General features: G+C 69.4%; 19 protein-coding genes. 13 read left to right on the top strand and 6 right to left on the bottom strand.

What is annotated here, in order from left to right; translation table 11 throughout:
- The first annotated feature begins 8 nt into the window (after positions 1–8).
- Genes miaB through ACFWN2_RS24000 form a run of 3 tightly spaced genes read left to right on the top strand, consistent with a single transcriptional unit; the run spans position 9 to position 2,839 of the window.
- On the top strand, positions 9–1,490 hold the full coding sequence (gene miaB / locus ACFWN2_RS24010; protein WP_382430792.1) for a tRNA (N6-isopentenyl adenosine(37)-C2)-methylthiotransferase MiaB: 1,482 nt from the start codon (positions 9–11) through the stop codon (positions 1,488–1,490).
- Between the two features lie 14 nt (positions 1,491–1,504).
- Positions 1,505–1,954 carry a hypothetical protein gene (locus ACFWN2_RS24005; RefSeq protein ID WP_382430789.1) on the top strand — a complete coding sequence of 150 codons (450 nt, stop codon included), beginning with the start codon at positions 1,505–1,507 and terminating at the stop codon, positions 1,952–1,954.
- A gap of 45 nt (positions 1,955–1,999) precedes the next feature.
- Entirely contained in the window at positions 2,000–2,839 is an 840-nt protein-coding gene (locus ACFWN2_RS24000; protein WP_382430787.1) for a ricin-type beta-trefoil lectin domain protein, read from the top strand.
- Positions 2,840–2,930: 91 nt separating this feature from the next.
- Here the strand turns inward: ACFWN2_RS24000 and ACFWN2_RS23995 are convergent, their stop codons facing one another.
- Positions 2,931–4,280 carry a DUF349 domain-containing protein gene (locus ACFWN2_RS23995; protein ID WP_382430785.1) on the bottom strand — a complete coding sequence of 450 codons (1,350 nt, stop codon included), beginning with the start codon at positions 4,278–4,280 and terminating at the stop codon, positions 2,931–2,933.
- A gap of 170 nt (positions 4,281–4,450) precedes the next feature.
- Between ACFWN2_RS23995 and ACFWN2_RS23990 the strand changes: the two genes are divergently transcribed.
- Genes ACFWN2_RS23990 through dapF form a run of 3 tightly spaced genes read left to right on the top strand, consistent with a single transcriptional unit; the run spans position 4,451 to position 6,836 of the window.
- Entirely contained in the window at positions 4,451–5,137 is a 687-nt protein-coding gene (locus ACFWN2_RS23990; protein WP_382430783.1) for a class III extradiol dioxygenase subunit B-like domain-containing protein, read from the top strand.
- Positions 5,134–6,042: a tRNA (adenosine(37)-N6)-dimethylallyltransferase MiaA gene (gene miaA / locus ACFWN2_RS23985; RefSeq protein ID WP_382430781.1), complete on the top strand. Its 909-nt coding sequence runs from the start codon at positions 5,134–5,136 to the stop codon at positions 6,040–6,042. Before ACFWN2_RS23990 ends, miaA begins: the two co-directional genes overlap by 4 nt.
- Positions 6,030–6,836 carry a diaminopimelate epimerase gene (gene dapF / locus ACFWN2_RS23980; RefSeq protein WP_382430779.1) on the top strand — a complete coding sequence of 269 codons (807 nt, stop codon included), beginning with the start codon at positions 6,030–6,032 and terminating at the stop codon, positions 6,834–6,836. Before miaA ends, dapF begins: the two co-directional genes overlap by 13 nt.
- Before the next feature lie 66 nt (positions 6,837–6,902).
- Here dapF and ACFWN2_RS23975 read toward each other — a convergent pair whose 3' ends face one another.
- Together ACFWN2_RS23975 and ACFWN2_RS23970 are read right to left on the bottom strand one after the other, a co-directional pair.
- Positions 6,903–7,784 (bottom strand): SMP-30/gluconolactonase/LRE family protein, encoded by an 882-nt coding sequence (locus ACFWN2_RS23975; RefSeq protein WP_382430777.1) that lies wholly within the window; start codon positions 7,782–7,784, stop codon positions 6,903–6,905.
- On the bottom strand, positions 7,777–9,018 hold the full coding sequence (locus tag ACFWN2_RS23970; protein ID WP_382430775.1) for an MFS transporter: 1,242 nt from the start codon (positions 9,016–9,018) through the stop codon (positions 7,777–7,779). Before ACFWN2_RS23970 ends, ACFWN2_RS23975 begins: the two co-directional genes overlap by 8 nt.
- 54 nt (positions 9,019–9,072) lie before the next feature.
- Here ACFWN2_RS23970 and ACFWN2_RS23965 point away from each other — a divergent pair, with 54 nt between their 5' ends.
- Genes ACFWN2_RS23965 through ACFWN2_RS23955 form a run of 3 tightly spaced genes read left to right on the top strand, consistent with a single transcriptional unit; the run spans position 9,073 to position 12,014 of the window.
- Positions 9,073–9,573: an ArsR/SmtB family transcription factor gene (locus ACFWN2_RS23965; protein WP_382430773.1), complete on the top strand. Its 501-nt coding sequence runs from the start codon at positions 9,073–9,075 to the stop codon at positions 9,571–9,573.
- 27 nt (positions 9,574–9,600) lie between these two features.
- A complete protein-coding gene (gene hflX / locus ACFWN2_RS23960) occupies positions 9,601–11,061 on the top strand; it encodes a GTPase HflX (RefSeq protein ID WP_382430771.1) in 1,461 nt (486 codons plus the stop codon).
- The gene (locus tag ACFWN2_RS23955; RefSeq protein ID WP_382430769.1) at positions 11,058–12,014 is read left to right on the top strand and encodes a hypothetical protein; all 957 of its coding nucleotides are present in this window, start codon (positions 11,058–11,060) and stop codon (positions 12,012–12,014) included. The genes hflX and ACFWN2_RS23955 overlap by 4 nt, the downstream gene beginning before the upstream one ends.
- Here the strand turns inward: ACFWN2_RS23955 and ACFWN2_RS23950 are convergent.
- Both ACFWN2_RS23950 and ACFWN2_RS23945 read right to left on the bottom strand, forming a co-directional pair.
- Positions 12,011–12,661, bottom strand: coding sequence for a toll/interleukin-1 receptor domain-containing protein (locus ACFWN2_RS23950; RefSeq protein WP_382430767.1), 651 nt, complete (start codon positions 12,659–12,661; stop codon positions 12,011–12,013). The genes ACFWN2_RS23955 and ACFWN2_RS23950 overlap by 4 nt on opposite strands.
- Positions 12,658–13,917: a helix-turn-helix domain-containing protein gene (locus tag ACFWN2_RS23945; RefSeq protein ID WP_382430765.1), complete on the bottom strand. Its 1,260-nt coding sequence runs from the start codon at positions 13,915–13,917 to the stop codon at positions 12,658–12,660. Before ACFWN2_RS23945 ends, ACFWN2_RS23950 begins: the two co-directional genes overlap by 4 nt.
- A gap of 180 nt (positions 13,918–14,097) precedes the next feature.
- Here ACFWN2_RS23945 and ACFWN2_RS23940 point away from each other — a divergent pair, with 180 nt between their 5' ends.
- On the top strand, positions 14,098–15,168 hold the full coding sequence (locus ACFWN2_RS23940) for a hypothetical protein (RefSeq protein WP_382430763.1): 1,071 nt from the start codon (positions 14,098–14,100) through the stop codon (positions 15,166–15,168).
- Positions 15,169–15,217: 49 nt separating this feature from the next.
- On the opposite strand, the gene lexA is transcribed toward ACFWN2_RS23940, so the two are convergent.
- Positions 15,218–15,895 carry a transcriptional repressor LexA gene (lexA, locus tag ACFWN2_RS23935; RefSeq protein ID WP_382431183.1) on the bottom strand — a complete coding sequence of 226 codons (678 nt, stop codon included), beginning with the start codon at positions 15,893–15,895 and terminating at the stop codon, positions 15,218–15,220.
- Positions 15,896–16,117: 222 nt separating this feature from the next.
- On the opposite strand from lexA, the gene ACFWN2_RS23930 reads away from it, so the two are divergent.
- From ACFWN2_RS23930 to ACFWN2_RS23920, 3 genes are all read left to right on the top strand, one after another.
- Complete coding sequence (locus ACFWN2_RS23930) at positions 16,118–16,402, top strand: hypothetical protein (protein ID WP_382430761.1); 285 nt, start codon at positions 16,118–16,120, stop codon at positions 16,400–16,402.
- Positions 16,403–16,675: 273 nt separating this feature from the next.
- A complete protein-coding gene (nrdR, locus tag ACFWN2_RS23925; protein WP_089924179.1) occupies positions 16,676–17,146 on the top strand; it encodes a transcriptional regulator NrdR in 471 nt (156 codons plus the stop codon).
- Between the two features lie 68 nt (positions 17,147–17,214).
- Entirely contained in the window at positions 17,215–20,052 is a 2,838-nt protein-coding gene (locus ACFWN2_RS23920) for a vitamin B12-dependent ribonucleotide reductase (protein ID WP_382430759.1), read from the top strand.
- The last annotated feature ends 72 nt before the right edge of the window (positions 20,053–20,124 follow it).

Below are 20,124 nucleotides of genomic sequence, written 5' to 3'. Positions count from 1 at the left end.
TGTTGGGCGTGAGTACCGCGCAGGTTCGCAAGAGCTTCCAGATCCGCACGTTCGGGTGTCAGATGAACGTGCACGACTCCGAGCGGCTCGCCGGACTGCTCGAAGACGCCGGCTACGAGCGGGCCGCCGGTGACGAGCAGGCCGACGTCGTCGTCTTCAACACCTGCGCGGTCCGCGAGAACGCCGACAACAAGCTGTACGGCACGCTCGGCCACCTCGCCCCGCAGAAGGCGGCGCGGCCCGGCATGCAGATCGCCGTCGGCGGCTGCCTCGCGCAGAAGGACCGCAGCGAGATCGTCCGGCGCGCCCCGTGGGTGGACGTCGTGTTCGGCACGCACAACATCGGTTCGCTGCCGGTGCTGCTCGAACGCGCGCGCCACAACGAGGAGGCGCAGGTCGAGATCCTCGACGCGCTGGAGACGTTCCCGTCGTCGCTGCCTGCCGCGCGCGACTCCGCCTACTCGGGCTGGGTGTCGATCTCGGTGGGCTGCAACAACACCTGCACGTTCTGCATCGTGCCGTCGTTGCGCGGCAAGGAGAAGGACCGCCGTCCCGGCGACGTGCTGGCCGAGGTGCAGACCCTCGTGGACGAGGGCGTGCTGGAGGTGACGTTGCTGGGCCAGAACGTCAACTCCTACGGCGTCGAGTTCGGCGACCGGCTCGCGTTCGGCAAGCTGTTGCGCGCCACCGGGGAGATCGACGGCCTGGAGCGCGTGCGCTTCACCTCGCCGCACCCCAAGGACTTCACCGACGACGTCATCGCCGCCATGGCCGAGACGCCGAACGTGTGCCACAGCCTGCACATGCCGCTGCAGTCCGGTTCGGACCGGCTGCTCAAGGCGATGCGCCGCTCGTACCGCACCGAGAAGTACCTGGGGATCATCGACAAGGTCCGCGCCGCCATGCCGGACGCCGCGATCACCACGGACATCATCGTCGGGTTCCCCGGCGAGACCGAAGAGGACTTCCAGGGCACGCTCGACGTGGTGCGCCAGGCCCGTTTCTCGTCGGCGTTCACGTTCCAGTACTCGAAGCGCCCGGGAACGCCCGCCGCCGACCTGCCGGACCAGCTGCCGAAGGCCGTGGTGCAGGAGCGCTTCGACCGGCTCGTGGCGCTGCAGAACGAGATGACGCACACGCTGAACAAGGAGCAGGTCGGTCGCACGGTCGAGGTCCTCGTCGCCACCGGCGAGGGCAAGCGCGACGCCGAGACCCTGCGCATGAGCGGCCGTTCCCGCGACGGCCGGCTCGTGCACTTCACGCCGGGCGCCACGGTTCCGCGTCCCGGTGACGTGGTGCAGACCGTCGTGACGTACGCGGCCCCGCACTACCTCGTCGCGGACGGCGAACCGCTGTCGTGGCGCCGCACCAAGGCCGGTGACCGCTCCGAGGCCGGCATCAAGCCCAAGACCGCGGGCATCGGCCTCGGTCTGCCGTCGTTCGGAGCACCCGCGCCGCTGCCCGCCGTGTCGGGGTGTGCCGCACAGTGAGTGATGAGGACTTCTTGCGCAACGAAGTGGACGAGGTCGAGCGCCAGGCCGCGAAGAGGATCGATCCCGGCACGGGAGCGCTGACGATCTCGATCGCGGTGCTCGCGATCCTGGTGTCGCTGATCCTGCCGTGGGTCGGCGAGCACACGGGCCTGCAGGTCGTGCTGGGCGAGTCGGAGCTGTTCCTCCCGACGCTGTTCTCGTACCTGGCCCTCGCCGTCGGCGTGGCCGGCTCCGGGATCACGCTCGCGGTGCGGCGCTGGGTGCTCACCTGGGTGTGCTCGCTGGGGCTGTTCGCGGGGTCGATCATCGGGGTCCTGTCGATCTGGACGCAGCAGACGACGACGAGCAACAAGACCATCGGGCCCGGCCCCGGCATCGGTCTGGTCATCGCGGTGATCGCGGTGGTCGTCCTGCTGGTGAAGTGGGTGAAGATCGCGGCCTCACGCCCGCCGCAGCTCTGACGTTCGGGCTGTAATGAATTCCGGCGCGCCCTCGATTCGCTGGGCGTGACGGATGCGGTGGACGGCAACGCGAACACCATTCAGGGCGACAACAAGGGCACGTCCGTGCAGGCGCAGACGATGCGGGACGTGTACCTGCCCGGTTCCGGGAAGAAGTCGTCACTCCTGGCCCGCGCCGCCATCGTCCTCGGAGTGGTGGCGGCGCTGACCGTGGCCGTCGCCGCCGCCGTGTACCTCAAGAACGACGACCAGCCGGCCGCCCCGGCGACCACGGTGGTGTCCGCCCCGCCGTCGCTCGCCACGACCACCCCGGCGCCGTCCCCGCCGACGTCGACGTCGGACGTGACGACGGGCACCGTGCCGACGGGCGTTCCGCGCACCACCGCACCGCCGCCGCGTCCGACGACCGTTGCGCAGCCGGCACCTCCCGCGCCCCAGCCGGCGCCCGTGAAGCCCGCGACCGACGGACCGGGTTACCTGGTGCCCGCCGGCAACGCCCAGCGCGCCGCGGACTTCTACCAGAACAGCTGGAACGACGTCGTCATGTGGGAACGGCACCCGGCGAGCGACGGCACCAGCTTCCAGCCGTTCTGGGCGCGCGAGTTCCCGGACGCGAACCCGTCCGTCTTCCGCATCCGCAACCAGCGCGGAAATCTCTGCATGGAGCCGGTGTACCAGGAGAACTTCGGCGAGCACATCAAGGCGAACGCGTGCTCGTGGGGCAACGACGCGCAGCTGTGGCAGACCGTGAACACCAGCCAGGTCGCGCACGTGGCCTCAGGTCGCTGCCTGGGCACCGCCAACGGCTCGTACGACAACGGCACCTGGCTGATTGCCTCGCTGTGCACGGGCAGCGACGACCAGAAGTGGCGCATAAGCCGCTAGGGCGTGTCCCGGACGTTCATCTGGGACACGCCCTGGAACGTCCAAGAGCACCTCTCCCGGGTGGGAGAGGTGCTCTTGGACGTTAGAACCTCTAGCGGGTCGCCAGCGCCTGCTCGGCGGCGGCGAGCCACTCGCGCCACTGGGCGGCCTGCGCCTCGGCCTGCTCGGTGCGGCGCTTGTCGCCCGCGGCACGGGCCTTCGCGGCCTGAGCCTCGAACTGCTCCACGCGCTCGCGGAACTGCGCCACGCGGGCCTCGGCCTCGGGGTCGGAGCGGCGCCACTGGGCGTCGACCGCGCCGCGGACCTTCTCCTCGATGGAGCGGAGCTTGCCCTCCAGCTCGCGGATGCGCTCGCGCGGCACCTTGCCGATCGCGTCCCAGCGCTCCTGGATCTTGTAGAGGTGGTTGCGCGCCGCTTCGAGGTCGCCCGACGGGTCGATGCCCTCGGCCTCGGCGAGCAGCTCCTCCTTCAGCTTCGCGTTGGCCGAGAACTCGGCGTCACGCTCGCTGAACGCCTCGGAACGCTTCTGGAAGAACGCGTCCTGCGCGGCGCGGAACCGCTGCCACAGCGCGTCGTCGGCCTCCTTGGGCGCACGCCCGGCGGCCTTCCACTCGACCATCAGCTCCTTGTAGCGACCGGCCGTGGGGCCCCAGTCGTCGGAGTCGATGAGCTTCTCGGCCTCTTCGACCAGCGACTGCTTGGACGACTTCGCGACCGAACGCTGGCGGTCGAGGTCCGCGAAGTGCGAGCCGCGACGGCGGTTGAACGCGTCACGGGCCTTCGAGAACCGGCGCCACAGCTGCTCGTCGGTCTTGCGGTCGACGCCGCGGATGGTCTTCCACTCGTCGAGGATCTGACGCAGGCGGTCGCCCGCGACCTTCCACTGGGTCGACTCGTTCGCGATCGACTCGGCCTCGTCGACGAGCGCCTGCTTGCGCGCCACGGACTGGGCTCGGGCGGCCTCCTTGGCCTCCTTCGCCTTCTCCATGCCCGCCTCGGCCCGCTCCAGCACGTGCTCGACACGGGCGGCCAGCGCCTTCAGGTCGCCGACGACGGCGGCCTCGGCCAGCTGCTCCTTGACGTGCTTCGCGCTGGTCAGGGCGTGCTTGGGGTCGCCGGCGCCGGACTTGAGCCGCGACACGAGCAGCTCGACCTCGGTGCGCAGGTCGTCGAAGCGCCGCGCGAAGTGCGCGAGACCCTCGACCGGCTCGCCCGCCTGCCACGACCCGACAGCGCGTTCGCCGTCCTCGGTCTTCACGTACACGGTGCCGTCGGCGTCCACGCGCCCCCAGCGGTCAGGGTGGTCCGACGCCACGGGGACGGCCGGAGGCGTCGCCTGCGCCGCGGTCTCCTTCGGCGTTTGTTCGACCCCGCCCTCGGCTGCACCCTCGACCGGTGCGGTCTCCGCCGCGGTCTGCGGTGTGCTGTCCTGCTCCGACATCGCCGGTTCCTCCCATCTGACGCCCGTGCCTGCCACGGGCGCCCCGCCGTTGGCGGGGCCGATGCAATACGGGCGCTGGAGGGTCTCCCGTCCCCAGTTCCCCGCGCGCATTCAAACAGGTCAGAGCTCGACTCGGTACTGGGAGTCCACGATAGGTAGCCTCGTTCGTTGTGATCACCCGCGCTGCGGTGGTGCCGCACCCACCCCTCCTGGTGCCGGAACTGGTCTCCGGCGCCGCCGCCGAAACCGAGCCCGTACGCGCCGCAACCCTTGCCGCAGCAGGAAAACTGCCCGGTCCGTGGTTGGCGGTGGCGGTCGACGACAGCGGCCCCTCGACGTTCGTGCCGCCGCTGTCGGGAACTTTTCTCGGTTATGGGGTCGATGTGCCCGCGTCACTCGGCGGTGACCTGCCGCCGGACGCCACGATTCCGTTGCCAGTGCTAATCACCGCGTGGCTGCGGGAACGCTGCGCAGTCGAGGTGTCACGCGTTGAACTCGTCCCCCGTGACCTGCCCACTTCCGACTGTGTCTCGTTTGGACAACAACTCGCCGCCGAGTCCGGGGACGTCGGCCTGCTGATCCTCGGTGACGGCTCGACCCGGCACGGCCCGCGCTCGCCCGGTTCCGACGACGAGCGTTCGGGACCTTTCGACGACTCGGTCCACCGTCTGCTGGCCGCCGCCGATGTGGACGGCCTGCTCGACCTCGACCCCGGCCTCGCCCGCGAACTGGGCGCGCAGGGCCGTGCGGCGTGGCAGGTCCTCGCCGGAGTACCCGGCCCTTGGCGCTGTTCGGGCGCTGAGTTCTTCGCACCGTTCGGCGTGGGCTACCACGTCGCCGTCTGGGAGCGCCCGTGATCACGCCCATCGCCGTTGTCGGACCTACTGCTACCGGCAAGTCCGACCTGGCCGTCGCGCTCGCCGAGCGGTTCGGGGGAGAGGTCGTCAACGCCGACGCCATGCAGCTCTACCGCGGCATGGACATCGGCACGGCGAAGATGCCCGTGCAGGAACGCCGTGGCGTGCCCCACCACCTGTTCGACGTGCTGTCGGTCACCGAGACCGCTTCCGTCGCCGCCTACCAGCGCGAGACGAGGGCCGTGATCGAGGACCTGCTCGCCGCAGGGCGCCCGCCGGTCCTCGTCGGAGGTTCGGGACTTTACGTCCAGGCGGTGCTCGACGACCTGAAGTTCCCCGGCACGGACGACGCGGTCCGCGAGCGCTTCGAGGCCGAACTGGCGTCGGTGGGCCCGGAGGCGTTGCACCGCCGGTTGCAGGAGCTCGACCCGGCCGCCGCGATCGCGATCCTGCCGTCCAACGGCCGCCGCATCGTGCGCGCGCTGGAGGTCATCGAGCTGACGGGACAGCCGTTCTCCGCGAACCTCCCCAAGCCCGGCCCCGCGCGGTACGGCACCGTCCAGATCGGTGTCGACCGCGAGGTGTCCGAACTGGACTCGCGCGTCGACCAGCGGGTGGACGTGATGTTTTCGTCGGGGCTTGAGGCCGAGGTGCGCGCGCTGGTCCGGATCGGTCTGCGCGACGGCAAGACGGCGTCGCGCGCACTGGGCTACCAGCAGGTGCTGTCCGCAATGGACGGAGCCTGCACCATCGACTTCGCCGCCGAGGAGACCAAGCGCGCCACCCGCCGGTTCGTGCGCCGGCAGCGGTCGTGGTTCCGGCGTGACCAGCGCATCACCTGGCTCGACGGTGCTCGGCCGGATCTCTTGGACGCCGCCGGTAACCTTGTCCCGTGGAGTTCGTGAAGGGGCACGGCACGGAGAACGACTTCGTCGTCCTGCCCGACCTCGATGACCAGCTGGACCTGACCGTCGCGCGCGTCCAGGCGCTGTGCGACCGGCAGCGCGGCCTCGGCGCCGATGGCGTGCTGCGCGTCGTGCGCACCGCGACTCCTTCTGGTGGCAAGTGGTTCATGGACTACCGCAACGCCGACGGCTCCATCGCCGAGATGTGCGGCAACGGCCTCCGCGTCTTCGCCCGCTACCTGGTCGACGCGGGCCACCAGCCGCAGGGCGAGTTCGTCGTGGGCACTCGCGCGGGAGACCGCACGGTGACGACGCACCCGGACGGCTCCGTCACGAACGACATGGGCCCCGCGCGGGTCACCGGCACCTCCATCGCGGCGGTGGACGGCGCCGGCATCGGCGGCTTCGCGGTCGACGTCGGCAACCCGCACCTCGCGTGCGTCACCGACGTCCCGGTCGAGAGCTTCGACCTCACCGTGCCGCCCGGCTTCGACCCGGTGATGTTCCCGCACGGCGTCAACGTCGAGCTCATCAACGTCATCGGCGACAACGCCCTGCGCATGCGCGTCTACGAGCGCGGCGTCGGTGAGACCCGGTCGTGCGGCACCGGCACCGTCGCGTCCGTCGCCTCGTGGCTCTCCGGCCAGGGGCGCACGACCGGCGAGGCCACCGTCGAAGTCCTCGGCGGCCGGGTGCGCGTGACGATCGAGCCGACGACGTCGACGCTCACCGGACCTGCCGTGCTCGTCGCGCGCGGCGAGCTCGACAAGTCCTGGTGGGACGCCCTCGTCTGACCTTCAGCCGATATCCGATATATCAGCTGCCCGATATCAGTTGCCCGGTATCAGCTGTTCGGCACATCAGCCCAGGTCGTAGACCTCGATCTTCCCGAGCCGGTCGGGCTTGACCACGGACGGGTTCGAGTCGGGCGCCGTCAGGCACACGAGCTTGTCGCCGACGACGGCGACGGCGAAGCACGTCTGCGTCGTCTCGACCCTGTGCGTCACCTTGCCGCCCTCGGCGATCCGGAACACGGCGGGCTGCAACGCCGGCGCCACCCACACGCCGTCGCCGTCGCCCGCGATGCCGTCCGGTGCGATGCCGAGCTCCTTGACGTCGGCCCACACCCTGCGGCCCCGCAGCGACCCGTCGAGGTCGACCGAGAACGCGGTGAGCTTGAACGCGACGGTCTCGGCGACGACGAGGACGTTGCCGCTCTCGGACTCGCCGCTCGGGTCGGGCAGCAGCGCCATGCCGTTCGGGAACTTGAGGTCCTCGGCGACGACGCGGACGGACCCGTCGGGCCCGACGAGCGCTAGCGACGCGCCCAGCGGGTCGAAGTCCGGTTCGAGCAGGCGGGGGATGCCGACCTCGTCGATCAGGCCGTGCAGGTCGAAGCCGAAGTTGCCGACGTACGCGCGGCCCTCGCCGTCGACGAGCAGGTCGTTGGCGTGGAACGTCGCGATATCCGATATATCGGCGTGGACGACGAGGTCGTCGCCGACGAGCTTGCGGACCGTGCGGTCGAGCATCGACACGACGAGCAGGGTTCCGTCGGGCAGCCAGCCGAGACCGGAGGGCTGGCCGTCGAAGGCGGCGACGACCTCGTCGGCACCGCTGGTGAGGTCGAGGGCGTGCACTTCGCCCGCGTAGAAGTCGGAGTAGTAGAGGCGGCCGTCGGGACCGCGTCGCGGCCCCTCGCCGAAGTGGAGACCGTCCCGCAGCACCGAGGTATCAGCCATGGGCCTCGACGCTAGACGTGGTCGGCAGGTCGCGCATAGACCGCAACGGCGAGAACAGCACCCACAGCATCCCGCCCACCGAGCCGGCGAGCGACACCCACAGCGTCGGCACGATCCCGATCCACGACCCGAGCCCGCCGCCGAGCAGCGCGCCCAGCGGCGTCGCGCCCCACACCACCCAGCGGATCGAGGCGTTCATCCTGCCGAGCAGGTGATCGGGGCAGATCGCCTGCCGGTAGCTCACCTGGCCGACGTTGTAGACGACGATCCCGAACGACGTCACCGCGAGCGCGACCATCGGGAGCACCAGCCCCAGGCCGTCCGAGATGAACGGCAGCGCCAGGGTGAACGGCCAGGTCAGCAGCGGGATGAGCCAGATCATCCTGGCCTGCCCGACGAGCAGGCCGATCCGGTACGCGAACGCCGCGCCCAGCACGCCGCCGACCCCGCCCGCGCTGAGCACCAGGCCCGCGGTTCCCTCGCTCAGGTCCACGGTCTGCAGCAGGAACAGGATCATCACGGCGTTCTGGATGCCGTGGAAGAAGTTCGACGTGCCGGTGCAGGCCACGATCGAACGCAGCGTGGTGTTGCCGAAGACGAACCGCAGGCCCTCCATGATCTCGCGGCGCAGGTGCGGGTCGGGGTGGCGTTCCGGCACGGGCTCCACCGTCCGGATCCGCGCGAGGAAGAACGCCGAGCTCAGGTAGCCCAACCCGGTCGCGAGGACGCTGTTGGCCGCGCCGAGGAACTGGGCCGCGTAGCCGCCGATGGCCGGTCCCGACACCTCCGCGACCGACAGGCTGGCCTGCAGCTTCGAGTTGCCCTCGACGAGCTGGCCGCGGCCGACCAGCGACGGCAGGTACGACTGGTAGGCGACGTCGAAGAACACCGTGCACACGCCCACCGCGAGACTCACCACGACGAGCTGCGTCAGTCCGAGCACACCCAGCCACCACGCGAGCGGCACGCTCAGCATCAGCGCCGCGCGGACGACGTCCATGGCGATCATCAGCGGCTTGCGGCGCATCCGGTCGACCCACACGCCCGCGGGCAGGCCGATCACCAGGAACGCCATCGTGCTCGCCGCGGCCAGCAGACCCATCTCGAACGGTGTCGCGTCGAGCACGCCGGCGGCCAGCAGCGGGATGACCGTCATGCCGACGGTCGCGCCGAACTGGCTGATCGTGTCGCCCGTCCATAGCCTGCGGAAGTCGGGGTGCCCCCAAAGCGCCATGCCGAGGAGTCTGCGCTGAGTGATTGGAAACTGTCAATCACTTAGACTGGGCTCGTGTCACTCCCCAGGAAGCGACGGCCCGCGACGAGCGACGAAGCCGCCGCGCTGAGCTCTGACCTGCGGCTGCGGATGATCCGCATGACGTTCGACCGCCCGCTCACCAACAAGGAGCTGGCGCAGCGCCTGGGCAAGGACCCGGCCACGACGCTGCACCACGTGCGCAAGCTCGTCGCCGCCGGATTCCTGGAGGCGATGCCTCCCCGCGCGGGCAACAGGGGTGCGAAGGAGATCCCCTACCGGTCGACAGGGCTGTCCTGGCAGCTCGACAACAGCGAAAATGCGCTCGCCGTCGGCGAGGCGATGCTGCACGCTTTCCTCGGCGAGGTCGCCGACATCGGGCTCAGTGACGTGGATCAGAGCCGTCTGGTCGTCACCGTCGACCCCGAGGAACTAAAGCAGCGGCTCGCAGCGTTGATGGATGAGCTGGCCGCGCAACCGGTCAATCCGGATGTTCCCCGTGTGGCGATCTACCTCGCGGTGTATCCGGGGGACTGACCAAGTCCGTGGGACGATGAAGGGCAAATGACGGAAAACATCCAGAGCACAGAGTTCGACCCCCAGTTCGACGACGAGTCGTGGGAAGACGACTTCTCGACGGGTGACTACGAACTCGCCGAACGCGCCGCATTGCGCCGTGTCGCGGGGTTGTCCACCGAGCTCGAGGACATCACCGAGGTCGAGTACCGGCAGCTTCGCCTGGAGCGGGTCGTGCTCGTCGGGGTGTGGACCGAGGGCACGGCGGCCGACTCCGACGCGTCGATGGCCGAGCTCGCGCGCCTCGCCGAGACCGCGGGTTCCGAGGTCCTCGAAGGTGTCGTGCAGCGGCGGGACAAGCCCGACGCGGCGACGTACATCGGCTCCGGCAAGGTCTCCGAGCTGCGCGACGTCGTGCAGTCGACCGGCGCGGACACAGTGATCTGCGACGGTGAGCTCTCGCCCGGCCAGCTGCGTCAGCTGGAGGAGAAGCTCAAGGTCAAGGTCATCGACCGCACCGCGCTCATCCTGGACATCTTCGCGCAGCACGCGCGGTCCAAGGAGGGCAAGGCGCAGGTCGAGCTGGCCCAGCTGCAGTACCTGATGCCGCGCCTGCGCGGCTGGGGTGAGACGTTGTCACGGCAGGCCGGTGGTCGTGCCGGAGGCGGCAACGGCGGTGTGGGTCTGCGCGGTCCCGGTGAGACCAAGATCGAGACCGACCGCCGCAGGATCCGCGCGCGCATCGCCAAGCTGCGCCGCGAGATCGCCGCGATCGGCGTCATCCGCGAGACCAAGCGGGGCCGCCGCACGGCGAACGAGATCCCGAGCATCGCCATCGCCGGCTACACCAACGCGGGCAAGTCGTCGCTGCTCAACGCGCTGACGGGCGCCGGAGTCCTGGTGGAGGACGCGCTGTTCGCCACCCTCGACCCGACGACGCGCCGCGCGCTGACGCCGGAAGGCCTGCCGTACACGCTGACCGACACGGTCGGCTTCGTCCGGCACCTGCCGCACCAGCTCGTCGAGGCGTTCCGCTCCACGCTGGAGGAGGTCGGCCAGTCCGATCTGCTCGTGCACGTGGTCGACGGCTCCGACGGCATGCCGGAGAAGCAGGTCAAGGCCGTGCGCGAGGTCCTCGCCGAGATCAACGACGAGTCCGGCACGCCGATGCCGCGCGAGCTGCTCGTCGTGAACAAGATCGACGCGGTGGGCGACCTGGGCATGGCCCGGCTGCGGCACCTGTTCCCGGACGCGGAGTTCGTGTCGGCGCACTCGGGCCTCGGCATCGAGGAACTGCGGGTCCGCATCGCCGAGCTGATGCCACGGCCCGAGGTCGTGGTCGAGGCCCTCGTCCCGTACGCGCGCGGCGAGGTCGTCGCCCGCGTGCACCGCGACGGCGAGGTGCTGTCCGAGAAGCACACGGAGTCGGGCACGCTGCTCAGCGCCCGCGTGCGCCCGGACCTCGCCGGCGTCCTCGGGGAGTTCGCGACGAACGGGACGCCTGCTTGATCCTCCCGCCTCCACCGGTGGACGTGTGCCCGGTAGCCATGCAGGAGCTCTCCGGGCTCACGTCCAACGGCAACGAACTCTTCGCCGTGAGCGACAGCGACAACGGCACGCTGCGCATCCAGGTCATGGGCCGCGACTGCGTCGTGAAGCGCACGATCACCGCGCCCGTCGACCCGTACGACGTCGAGGACCTGGCGATGACACCGGACGGCACCCTCTGGGCGTCCGACACCGGTGACAACAACAAGTCCCGCTCCACGGTCGCCCTGCACAAGGTCTCGCCCTCGGGCGCCGTGGAGCGGTTCCGCGTCACGTACCCGGACGGCAAGCACGACGCCGAGGCGCTGCTGATCGACAAGTCCGGGACGCCGTACATCATCACCAAGGAACCCCTGGGTTCCGCACTGGTATATCGCCCGGCGGCTCCGCTGCGAACTGATATATCGGTGCCGTTGGAGCAGGTCACCCGCGTGTCGCTGTCGTCGACCGACACCCCGGGAGGCCCCCTGGAGGGCACCCTCGACTCGCGCCTGGTGACCGGCGCGGCCTCGACGGCCGACGGCTCCGTCATCGCCCTGCGCACCTACACCGACGCGTACCTCTACCCGGTCCCCGACGGCGACGTCGTCAAGGCGCTGTCCGGCGACCCGGTCCGAGTGCCGCTGCCGAACGAACCCCAGGGCGAGGCCATCGCCTTCGACCCGGACGGCACCCTGCTCTCCGCCTCCGAAGGCGCCGGCACCCCGATCCGCGCCGTGGCGGGCGCCGCCGCACTGGCCCAGCCACCCGCGCCGACGACCACGACCCCGCCACCGGTCACCGACGAGCAGCAGTCCGCACCCGCGGATCCGTCGAGCGGCTCCTGGCAGAACTGGCCCCTGGCACTGACCCTGGGCGGTCTCATACTCGTCGCCGCCCTCGTCATCGGTCTGCGCTTCCGCAGACGCGCCTAGGGAGTCTTCGGAAGATCGGCGAGGAACGCGGCCATCCGGGGCAGGTCAGCCGCACGCACACGACCGGTCAGGCGCCCGACGATCGACCCGCCGGTATTCCGCTGAACGACGTCCACCTCCACCTTGCCGTCGTCGCCCGGCTCGCGGAGCACGGTGAACTCGCCATCGCCGATACACCGCCTGGTCTCGCCGTCGTGCAGACCAAGGGCCCGCTCGAGCACCGCGACGAGCCGGCCCAGATCCGCCTCCGGCTCTCGGTGCTCGAACGTGACGTGCTGCTGCATGGCCAGGCCGATCATGTCCGGCGGCAGCTCGCTCGTGGTCAGCCGGGGAGTGCGGCTCAGCAGGACCGGAATGACCTTCTTGTCGTGTGCCAGCGCCTTGGTGATCTCGGTGCGCACCCAGTCCTCCTGGGCGTCGTCGTGGGCCGCGAGCTCGTCACGCCAGGTGGGGCCGATGATCACCAGCATCACCCGGCAGCTCTCCAGCGCTCCCATGATCGCTTTGTCGTAGCTCTCGCCCGGTGCCACCGATCGAGTCGCCCGGAACACGGTGTCGCGCCCGAACAGCTGGGAGAGCTTCTCGTCGAGGTACGCGGCCACGTAGGCGTCGTGCGCCGAGCGATAGCAGAGGAAGATGCTCGTCACCAGCGCCTCTTCAGGTCGGTGGGGGAGGCGCCCGGCAGGGGACCACCGGAGGTGGGCACCAGCGCCGCGGACAACTTGGGCGCGAGCTCGCGCACCGCTGGGTCCGAGTTCCAGCGGTTGAGCATCCTGGCCAGCTGGCGCAGATCGCTGCGGATCGTCGCGGAGTGAGCCACCGCGGACACCTGGAGGATCTCCTCGGTCAGGGCGCAGACGCGACCGATCTCGCGCAGGCTCGCCAGTGCCAGCGTGAGACGGGCGGCGATCTTCGCCCACGCCCTGCCGTTCGTCTTCTGGTCGTCGTCCAGTTCCGGGGCGAGGACCTCGACGGCCTCGGCGGGCATGCCCAGGTCGTAGAGCGACCAGCCCTCGGCCAGTTTCAGGGGATTCAGGATTCGCGTCGGGCCGGCGACCGGGCCGCTCTTCGCCCGCCGCTCTCTCTCGGCGAGCGCGTCCTGCTCGATCGCGCGATCCATGCAGGTGCGGAAACTCCGGAAGTCACCCGCGAGCGCGTGCCCCTGGGCCTCGCGGGACAGGCAGGAACTGAGCCTGCGCGGAGTGCGCGCGAACCTGCTCGCCTGTTGGGCGGCCGTGATGGTGCCGTAGGCGTCCTGCTGGTACAGCGAGATGTTCGCCTTGCGCACGTAGGCGTGGGCGATCATGTCGTTGTCCCCGACGACTCGCGCGAGTGCCGCGCTGCGGTCGATCCAGGCGCGCGCGGTGATGTCGTCTCCCGCCTCCTGGGTCATCCAGCCGGCGAAGTCGGTGAGGTGCGCGGTCAGCCGCAGGGCGTCGTTGCGCATTGACCCGTGCAGAGCGTCCGCGAGCGACTCCAGCGCGGCGATGTGGGGAACGAGCATGCTCGCCACCACCGACGGGTTGAGCGTCTGACCGAGCTTGCGGACCTCGTCGTACATGCTTTCGAACGCGGACAGCGTCTGCTCGGCCTCGGTGTCGTCGAGCAGACGCGGCGTCTCGGCCGGAACGTCCTCGGGGACGGGCCGGCCAGGTGGAGGCGAAGCCGGAGGTTCGGCTCGCGGCACGAAAGGTTTCTCGTGCAGCGCGATGAGCTGCCCGTCCGCTTCGAGAACGGCATCGGCGATCCGCGCGAACTGGGTGCTCGGCGCCTTCTTGCCGGTCTCGATCTTGCTCACGAAGCCCTTGCTGTAGCGGACGCGCGCGGCGAACTCGGTGGCCGTCAGGCCGGCGGCGGCGCGGCGACGCCGAAGCTCGGCCCCGAACTCCTCTGATGTGTCCATTGCTCACCTCGTCCAAGTCAACACCCTGGACCAGTATGCATCATGAGCAGCGGGTTTCCCAGTTGGGAAACTCCTGAATAGGACGACCTATGCTGGTGGTGATCCGCCAAGCCACGGCACGACAGCCGTACGCGGAAGCTGATCACCAGGCGAGTTCGGTTCGCGGACGGGGTGGATGCGATGACAAGGGCGAAACGGCCGGTGCGGGCCAGACTCACGGTGGCAGAGCCCAGCGAGCCGCCGAGCAGGTGGAGCAGTGCGGTGGCCGCGGTCGCGGACGGGACCACGCAGATCGCGGTGGGTGGTGTCCTGATGGCGACCTTCGGCGGTGAGGTCACCAAGTGCTTCGTGACCGGTGAGGTGGGAGGGCGCTGGTGGTTCCTGGCGCTCGCGATCGCGGGCCTGGCGATCCTCCTGTTCGGCGTGTGGCAGCGGGTGACGGCGGGCAGTCGGACGCAGACCGGAATCGTGGCGGCCTTGACCGGTCCCCGCGGCGGACACGCCCGGATCCGTCAGTTGGAGCAGCGCGCGGACAAGGTCAGCAAGTCGCTGTGCGAGTACACCTTGAAGGTCAACGTCGACCTGGAACCGGACAGCGCGGGCGAGCGCGGTGTGCTGGACGACTTCGCCGACAAGACCGCGGAGGGTTCCGCGTGGGTGCAATGGGCCGCCCCGGACGCCACGGCGATCAACCTGTTCCCGGCGATGGCGGAGAATGTCGCCTTCGTGTTCGGAGCCAAGATCTCGGACTACCCCTTCGCCCGCGAGGTGGTGGTGCACGAGATCGGGCCGGGCGGGACCTCCGCGAGTGTTCCGCTGCTGTCGCCGCGCACCTTCGACAGCGAGGAGACATCGCATTACGGCCGGGTCAGGCCCCTCGAGACGGGCGACCTGACCCGCGTCGCCATCGCGGTAGACCTGCACGGCGCGGGCGACCAGTACTTCGACCAGGTCAAGGCCACGTGCAGGCGCGACGGGATCGGCCTGTTGCTGATGATCACGCCGCCGCCCGCGTTGCGGAACGGGAGCGCGTCGGCACTCGCGGGCGTGGTGGACCTGGTCTGCCGGGAGTGGCAGGGGGCCTCGCTGAACGAAAACGCGCGCACCGGGCAGCACGCGATCTTCCTCGGGGGCTCGCTCTCCATGGCCGTCGCGCTGGGCGCCCGTCTGGCCGCACGGGACCACGGCCGCTGGATCGCCTACGCGCAGGACCCCGCTGGCAACACCTATGAGGCCTTCCCGTCCGTGTGAGACGGCTCGCCGTCCAGCTGACTCGAGCCGGACGGCGGGCCGCTGAAAACTACGGAAGACGCCTGAGCACGGTCACGACCTTGCCCAGGATGGTGGCCTCGTCGCCGTTGATCGGCTGGTAGGCCGGGTTGTGCGGCATCAGCCACACGTGCCCGTCCTTGCGCTTGAACGTCTTCACGGTCGCCTCGCCGTCGATCATGGCGGCGACGATCTCGCCCTGGTCGGCCGTGGGCTGCTTGCGGATCACGACCCAGTCGCCGTCGGTGATCGCGGCGTCGACCATCGAGTCACCGACGACGCGCAGCAGGAACAGCTCACCCTCGCCGACGATCTCGCGCGGCAGCGGGAACACGTCCTCGATCGACTCCTCGGCCAGGATCGGGCCACCGGCCGCGATCCGGCCGAGCATCGGCACGTACGCGGGCGTCGGCTTGGACATCGGGTCGAGACCGGCGTCGATCTCGTTGGGCAGCATCCCGACCGCGCGCGGGCGGTTCGGGTCGCGGCGCAGGAAGCCCTTCCGCTCCAGCGCGCGCAGCTGGTACGCGACGGACGAGGTCGACGTGAGGCCCACGGCCTCGCCGATCTCGCGCACGCTCGGCGGGTAGCCGAAGCGGTCGACCCAGTCGCGGATCACGTCGAGCACCTTGCGCTGACGCAGGGTCAGGCCGGCGTTCCCCGCGATCTCATTCAACTGTGTCTCCACAAGAGCGGGATCCGGGTCGATCGTCTTGCCTGCCACGGTCGCTGTCCTCCTCGCCGCCCCCAGTTCGAATGGGATTCCGGCCTCCGTCGATCTTCGTGCTCGACGGTAGTCGTGTTTGCTGCACAGATCAAACACCTGTTCGAGGTATTTCGGCGCGTGTTGTGGCGTTCGGAGTGCGGGTCTGGTAGAAATTCGCACGGACGTTCGATCGAACCCCTGTTCGATCAAGGTGGTTGACCTGCGATGGAGGTCGTGATGGCGGTGCTCGTCGAGAAGCGGTTGCGCGTTGTCGAGGATGCGGATGTCGCAGCGGGGCGTCCGCTCCGTTCGGGTCCTCGGGTCATGCCGCGCCGCCCGGCGACGAGGCCGCACCCCGTCGTCGTGCCCGCCACGCGCGAGTCGAGTTCGTGCGAGGTCCGGCCGAAGCGCGAGTCGTTGTTCGAACTGATCGCGGTCGGCGTCTTGAGCGCACTCACGGTGGTCGCGCTCGGCGTGCTCTACCTACAGCAGGCGGGGGTCACCCCGTAGGTCTGCCCCTGCATCTTGTGTTTTCGCTGCCCGCCGTGACGTGGACCCTCCGTCACCGGCGGGCTTTTTTGCGTAATCACCGCTGATCGTCGGCGGTTCGCCCAACAGGGTGACACGCGACGCGCCGTGTCGAGTTGCGCCGGGCGTCGGTTGCGATCTAGGTTCTACCCCTACATCTAGTGGTTGCACCGTTGTAAGTAGTCCACAGGTTGTGGGTAACCCGACCAGTGAGGCTGCTGCGATGGATGCTGCGCGGGGAAGGGGTGAGGTGGCGTGCGGTGTCCGTTCTGCCGCCATTCGGACTCGCGGGTGGTCGACTCCCGCGAGGTGGACGAGGGTCAGGTGATCCGTCGTCGCCGCTCCTGCAACAGCTGCAGCCGAAGGTTCACCACGGTCGAAGAAGCGGTTCTCGCCGTGGTCAAGCGCTCCGGAGTGACGGAGCCTTTCAGTCGCGACAAGGTGGTCGTCGGCGTGCGCAGGGCGTGCCAGGGCCGCCCGGTCGACGAGGACGCGTTCCAGGTGCTCGCGCAGCAGGTGGAAGAGTCGATCCGGTCGACGGGGTGTGCGGAAATCGCCAGCCACGAGGTGGGGCTCGCCATTCTCGGCCCCCTGCGCGAACTCGACGAGGTCGCGTATCTGCGCTTCGCGAGCGTTTACAGGTCCTTCTCGTCCGTCGAGGACTTCGAGAAGGAAATTCTTGATCTTCGCACTGCGAGAGCCGAGGAAGCACCGGCCGAGCAGTGATCCGCGTGCCGTGAAGCGCGCGAAGCAATCCTTCTTTTTCCTAAGCACCAGCACGAGGGAGATCCACCGTGACCGAGACCGTCGGCGGCTCAGCCAAGAAGACAGCCGCACGGGCGGCTGCCAAGCCTGCCGCGCTGAAGGTCCAGCGCGTCTACACCACCGAAGGCCGCCACCCCTATGACGACGTCACGTGGGAGCGCCGCGACGTCGTCATGACGAACTGGCGCGACGGCTCGGTGAACTTCGAGCAGCGCGGTGTCGAGTTCCCCGAGTCCTGGTCGGTGAACGCCACGAACATCGTCACCAGCAAGTACTTCCGCGGTGCCGTCGGCAGCGACAAGCGCGAGCAGTCGCTGCGCCAGCTGATCGACCGCGTCGTGAAGACCTACGTGGGCGCCGGCAAGGACCACGGCTACTTCACGGGTGACGCCGACGCCGAGATCTTCGAGCACGAGCTCACCTACATGCTGTTGCACCAGGTGTTCAGCTTCAACTCGCCGGTGTGGTTCAACGTCGGCACCAGCTCGCCGCAGCAGGTCAGCGCGTGCTTCATCCTCGCGGTCGACGACACGATGGAGTCGATCCTCAACTGGTACCGCGAAGAGGGCCTGATCTTCAAGGGCGGCTCCGGCGCCGGCCTCAACCTCTCGCGCATCCGTTCCTCGAAGGAGCTGCTGTCCTCCGGCGGCACCGCGTCCGGCCCCGTGTCGTTCATGCGCGGCGCCGACGCGTCCGCGGGCACCATCAAGTCCGGTGGCGCCACCCGCCGCGCGGCCAAGATGGTCGTCCTCGACGTCGACCACCCGGACGTCGAGGAGTTCATCGAGACCAAGGCGAAGGAAGAGAACAAGATCCGCGCGCTGCGCGACGCCGGGTTCGACATGGACCTCGGCGGCGCGGACATCGTGTCGGTGCAGTACCAGAACGCGAACAACTCGATCCGCGTCTCGGACGAGTTCATGCACGCCTACGAGGCCGGCAACGACTTCGGCCTGCGCGCACGCCAGACCGGTGAGGTCATCGAGCGCGTCGACGCCAAGGGCCTGTTCACCAAGCTCGCCAAGGCCGCGTGGGACTGCGCCGACCCCGGCATCCAGTACGACGACACGATCAACGACTGGCACACCTGCCCCGAGTCGGGCCGCATCACCGCGTCCAACCCGTGCTCCGAGTACATGCACCTCGACAACTCGAGCTGCAACCTCGCGTCGCTGAACCTGATGAAGTTCCTCGGCACCGACGGCAAGTTCGACGCCGTCACGTTCGCCAAGGCCGTCGAGCTGATCATCACCGCGATGGACATCTCGATCTGCTTCGCGGACTTCCCGACCGAGCCGATCGCGGACACCACCCGCAAGTTCCGCCAGCTCGGCATCGGCTACGCGAACCTCGGCGCGCTGCTCATGGCGACCGGCCACGCGTACGACTCCGAGGGCGGCCGCTCGCTCGCCGCGACCATCACCTCGCTGATGACCGGTGTCTCGTACCGCCGTTCCGCCGAGCTCGCGGGCATGGTCGGCGCCTACGACGGCTACAAGCGCAACGCCACGGCGCACCAGCGCGTCATGCGCAAGCACGCCGCCGCGAACGACCTGATCCGCACCTACCACGCGAACGACTCGTCGGTGCACAAGGTCGCGACCGAGGCCTGGCAGCAGGCGCTGGAGATCGGCGCGAAGAACGGCTGGCGCAACGCCCAGGCGTCCGTGCTGGCCCCCACCGGCACCATCGGCCTGATGATGGACTGCGACACCACCGGTATCGAGCCGGACCTGGCCCTGGTCAAGTTCAAGAAGCTCGTCGGCGGCGGCTCGATGCAGATCGTCAACCAGACGGTGCCGCGCGCCCTCAAGTCCCTCGGCTACCTGGACGAGCAGATCGAGGCGATCGTCGAGTTCATCGGCGAGCACGGCCACGTCGTCGACGCGCCGGGCCTGCGCCGCGAGCACTACGAGGTCTTCGACTGCGCCATGGGCGAGCGCTCCATCGCGCCCATGGGCCACGTGCGGATGATGGCGGCCACGCAGCCGTTCTTGTCCGGCGCGATCTCCAAGACGGTCAACATGCCGGAGACGGCCACCGTCGAGGACGTCGAGGAGATCTACTACCAGGGCTGGAAGCTCGGCCTGAAGGCGCTCGCGATCTACCGCGACAACTGCAAGGTCGGCCAGCCGCTGTCCGCCGGCAAGGGCGCCAAGGCCACCGAGGAGAAGAAGGCCTCGGACACGGTCGTCGAGTACCGCCCGGTCCGCAAGCGCCTGCCGAAGAAGCGCCCGTCGCAGACCGTGTCGTTCACGGTCGGCGGCGCCGAGGGCTACCTGCACGCCGGCTCCTACCCAGACAACGGCCTCGGCGAGATCTTCGTCAAGCTGGGCAAGCAGGGCTCCACGCTCGCCGGCGTGATGGACGCGTTCTCCATGTCCATCTCCGTGGGCCTGCAGTACGGCATCCCGCTGGAGTTCTACGTCTCGAAGTTCCAGAACCTGCGCTTCGAGCCGGCGGGCATGACCGACGACCCGGACGTCCGCATCGCGACCTCCGTGCTCGACTACCTGTTCCGCCGCCTGGCACTCGACTACCTGCCCTACGACAAGCGCGCGCAGCTCGGCATCTTCACCGCCGACGAGCGTTCGGCGCAGGTCGCGGGCGAGTACGGCGCCCCGGCGACGTCCGACGTGGACCTCGAGGGTCTGCGCGGGTCGGTGGAAGCGGTGGAGTCGGCGCCGAAGCAGGTCGAGGCCGCCGTCGAGACGCCGAAGCACGTCGGCAGCTCCACCGAGCTGCTGGAGCTGCACCTGGGCAAGGCCGCGGACGCGCCGCTGTGCATGACCTGCGGCACGAAGATGCGTCCGGCCGGCTCGTGCTACCTGTGCGAGGGCTGCGGCAGCACGTCCGGCTGCAGCTGAGTTCTGAGAGAACAGGTGGGGCCTCGACGCCGTCGTGCGTTCGGGGCTCCACCTGTTCTCGGAGGCCAGACC

The organism is Lentzea sp. NPDC058436 (assembly GCF_042721515.1).
In the GTDB taxonomy this organism is placed as follows: domain Bacteria; phylum Actinomycetota; class Actinomycetes; order Mycobacteriales; family Pseudonocardiaceae; genus Lentzea.
This window is presented reverse-complemented; position numbering and strand designations above follow the sequence as displayed.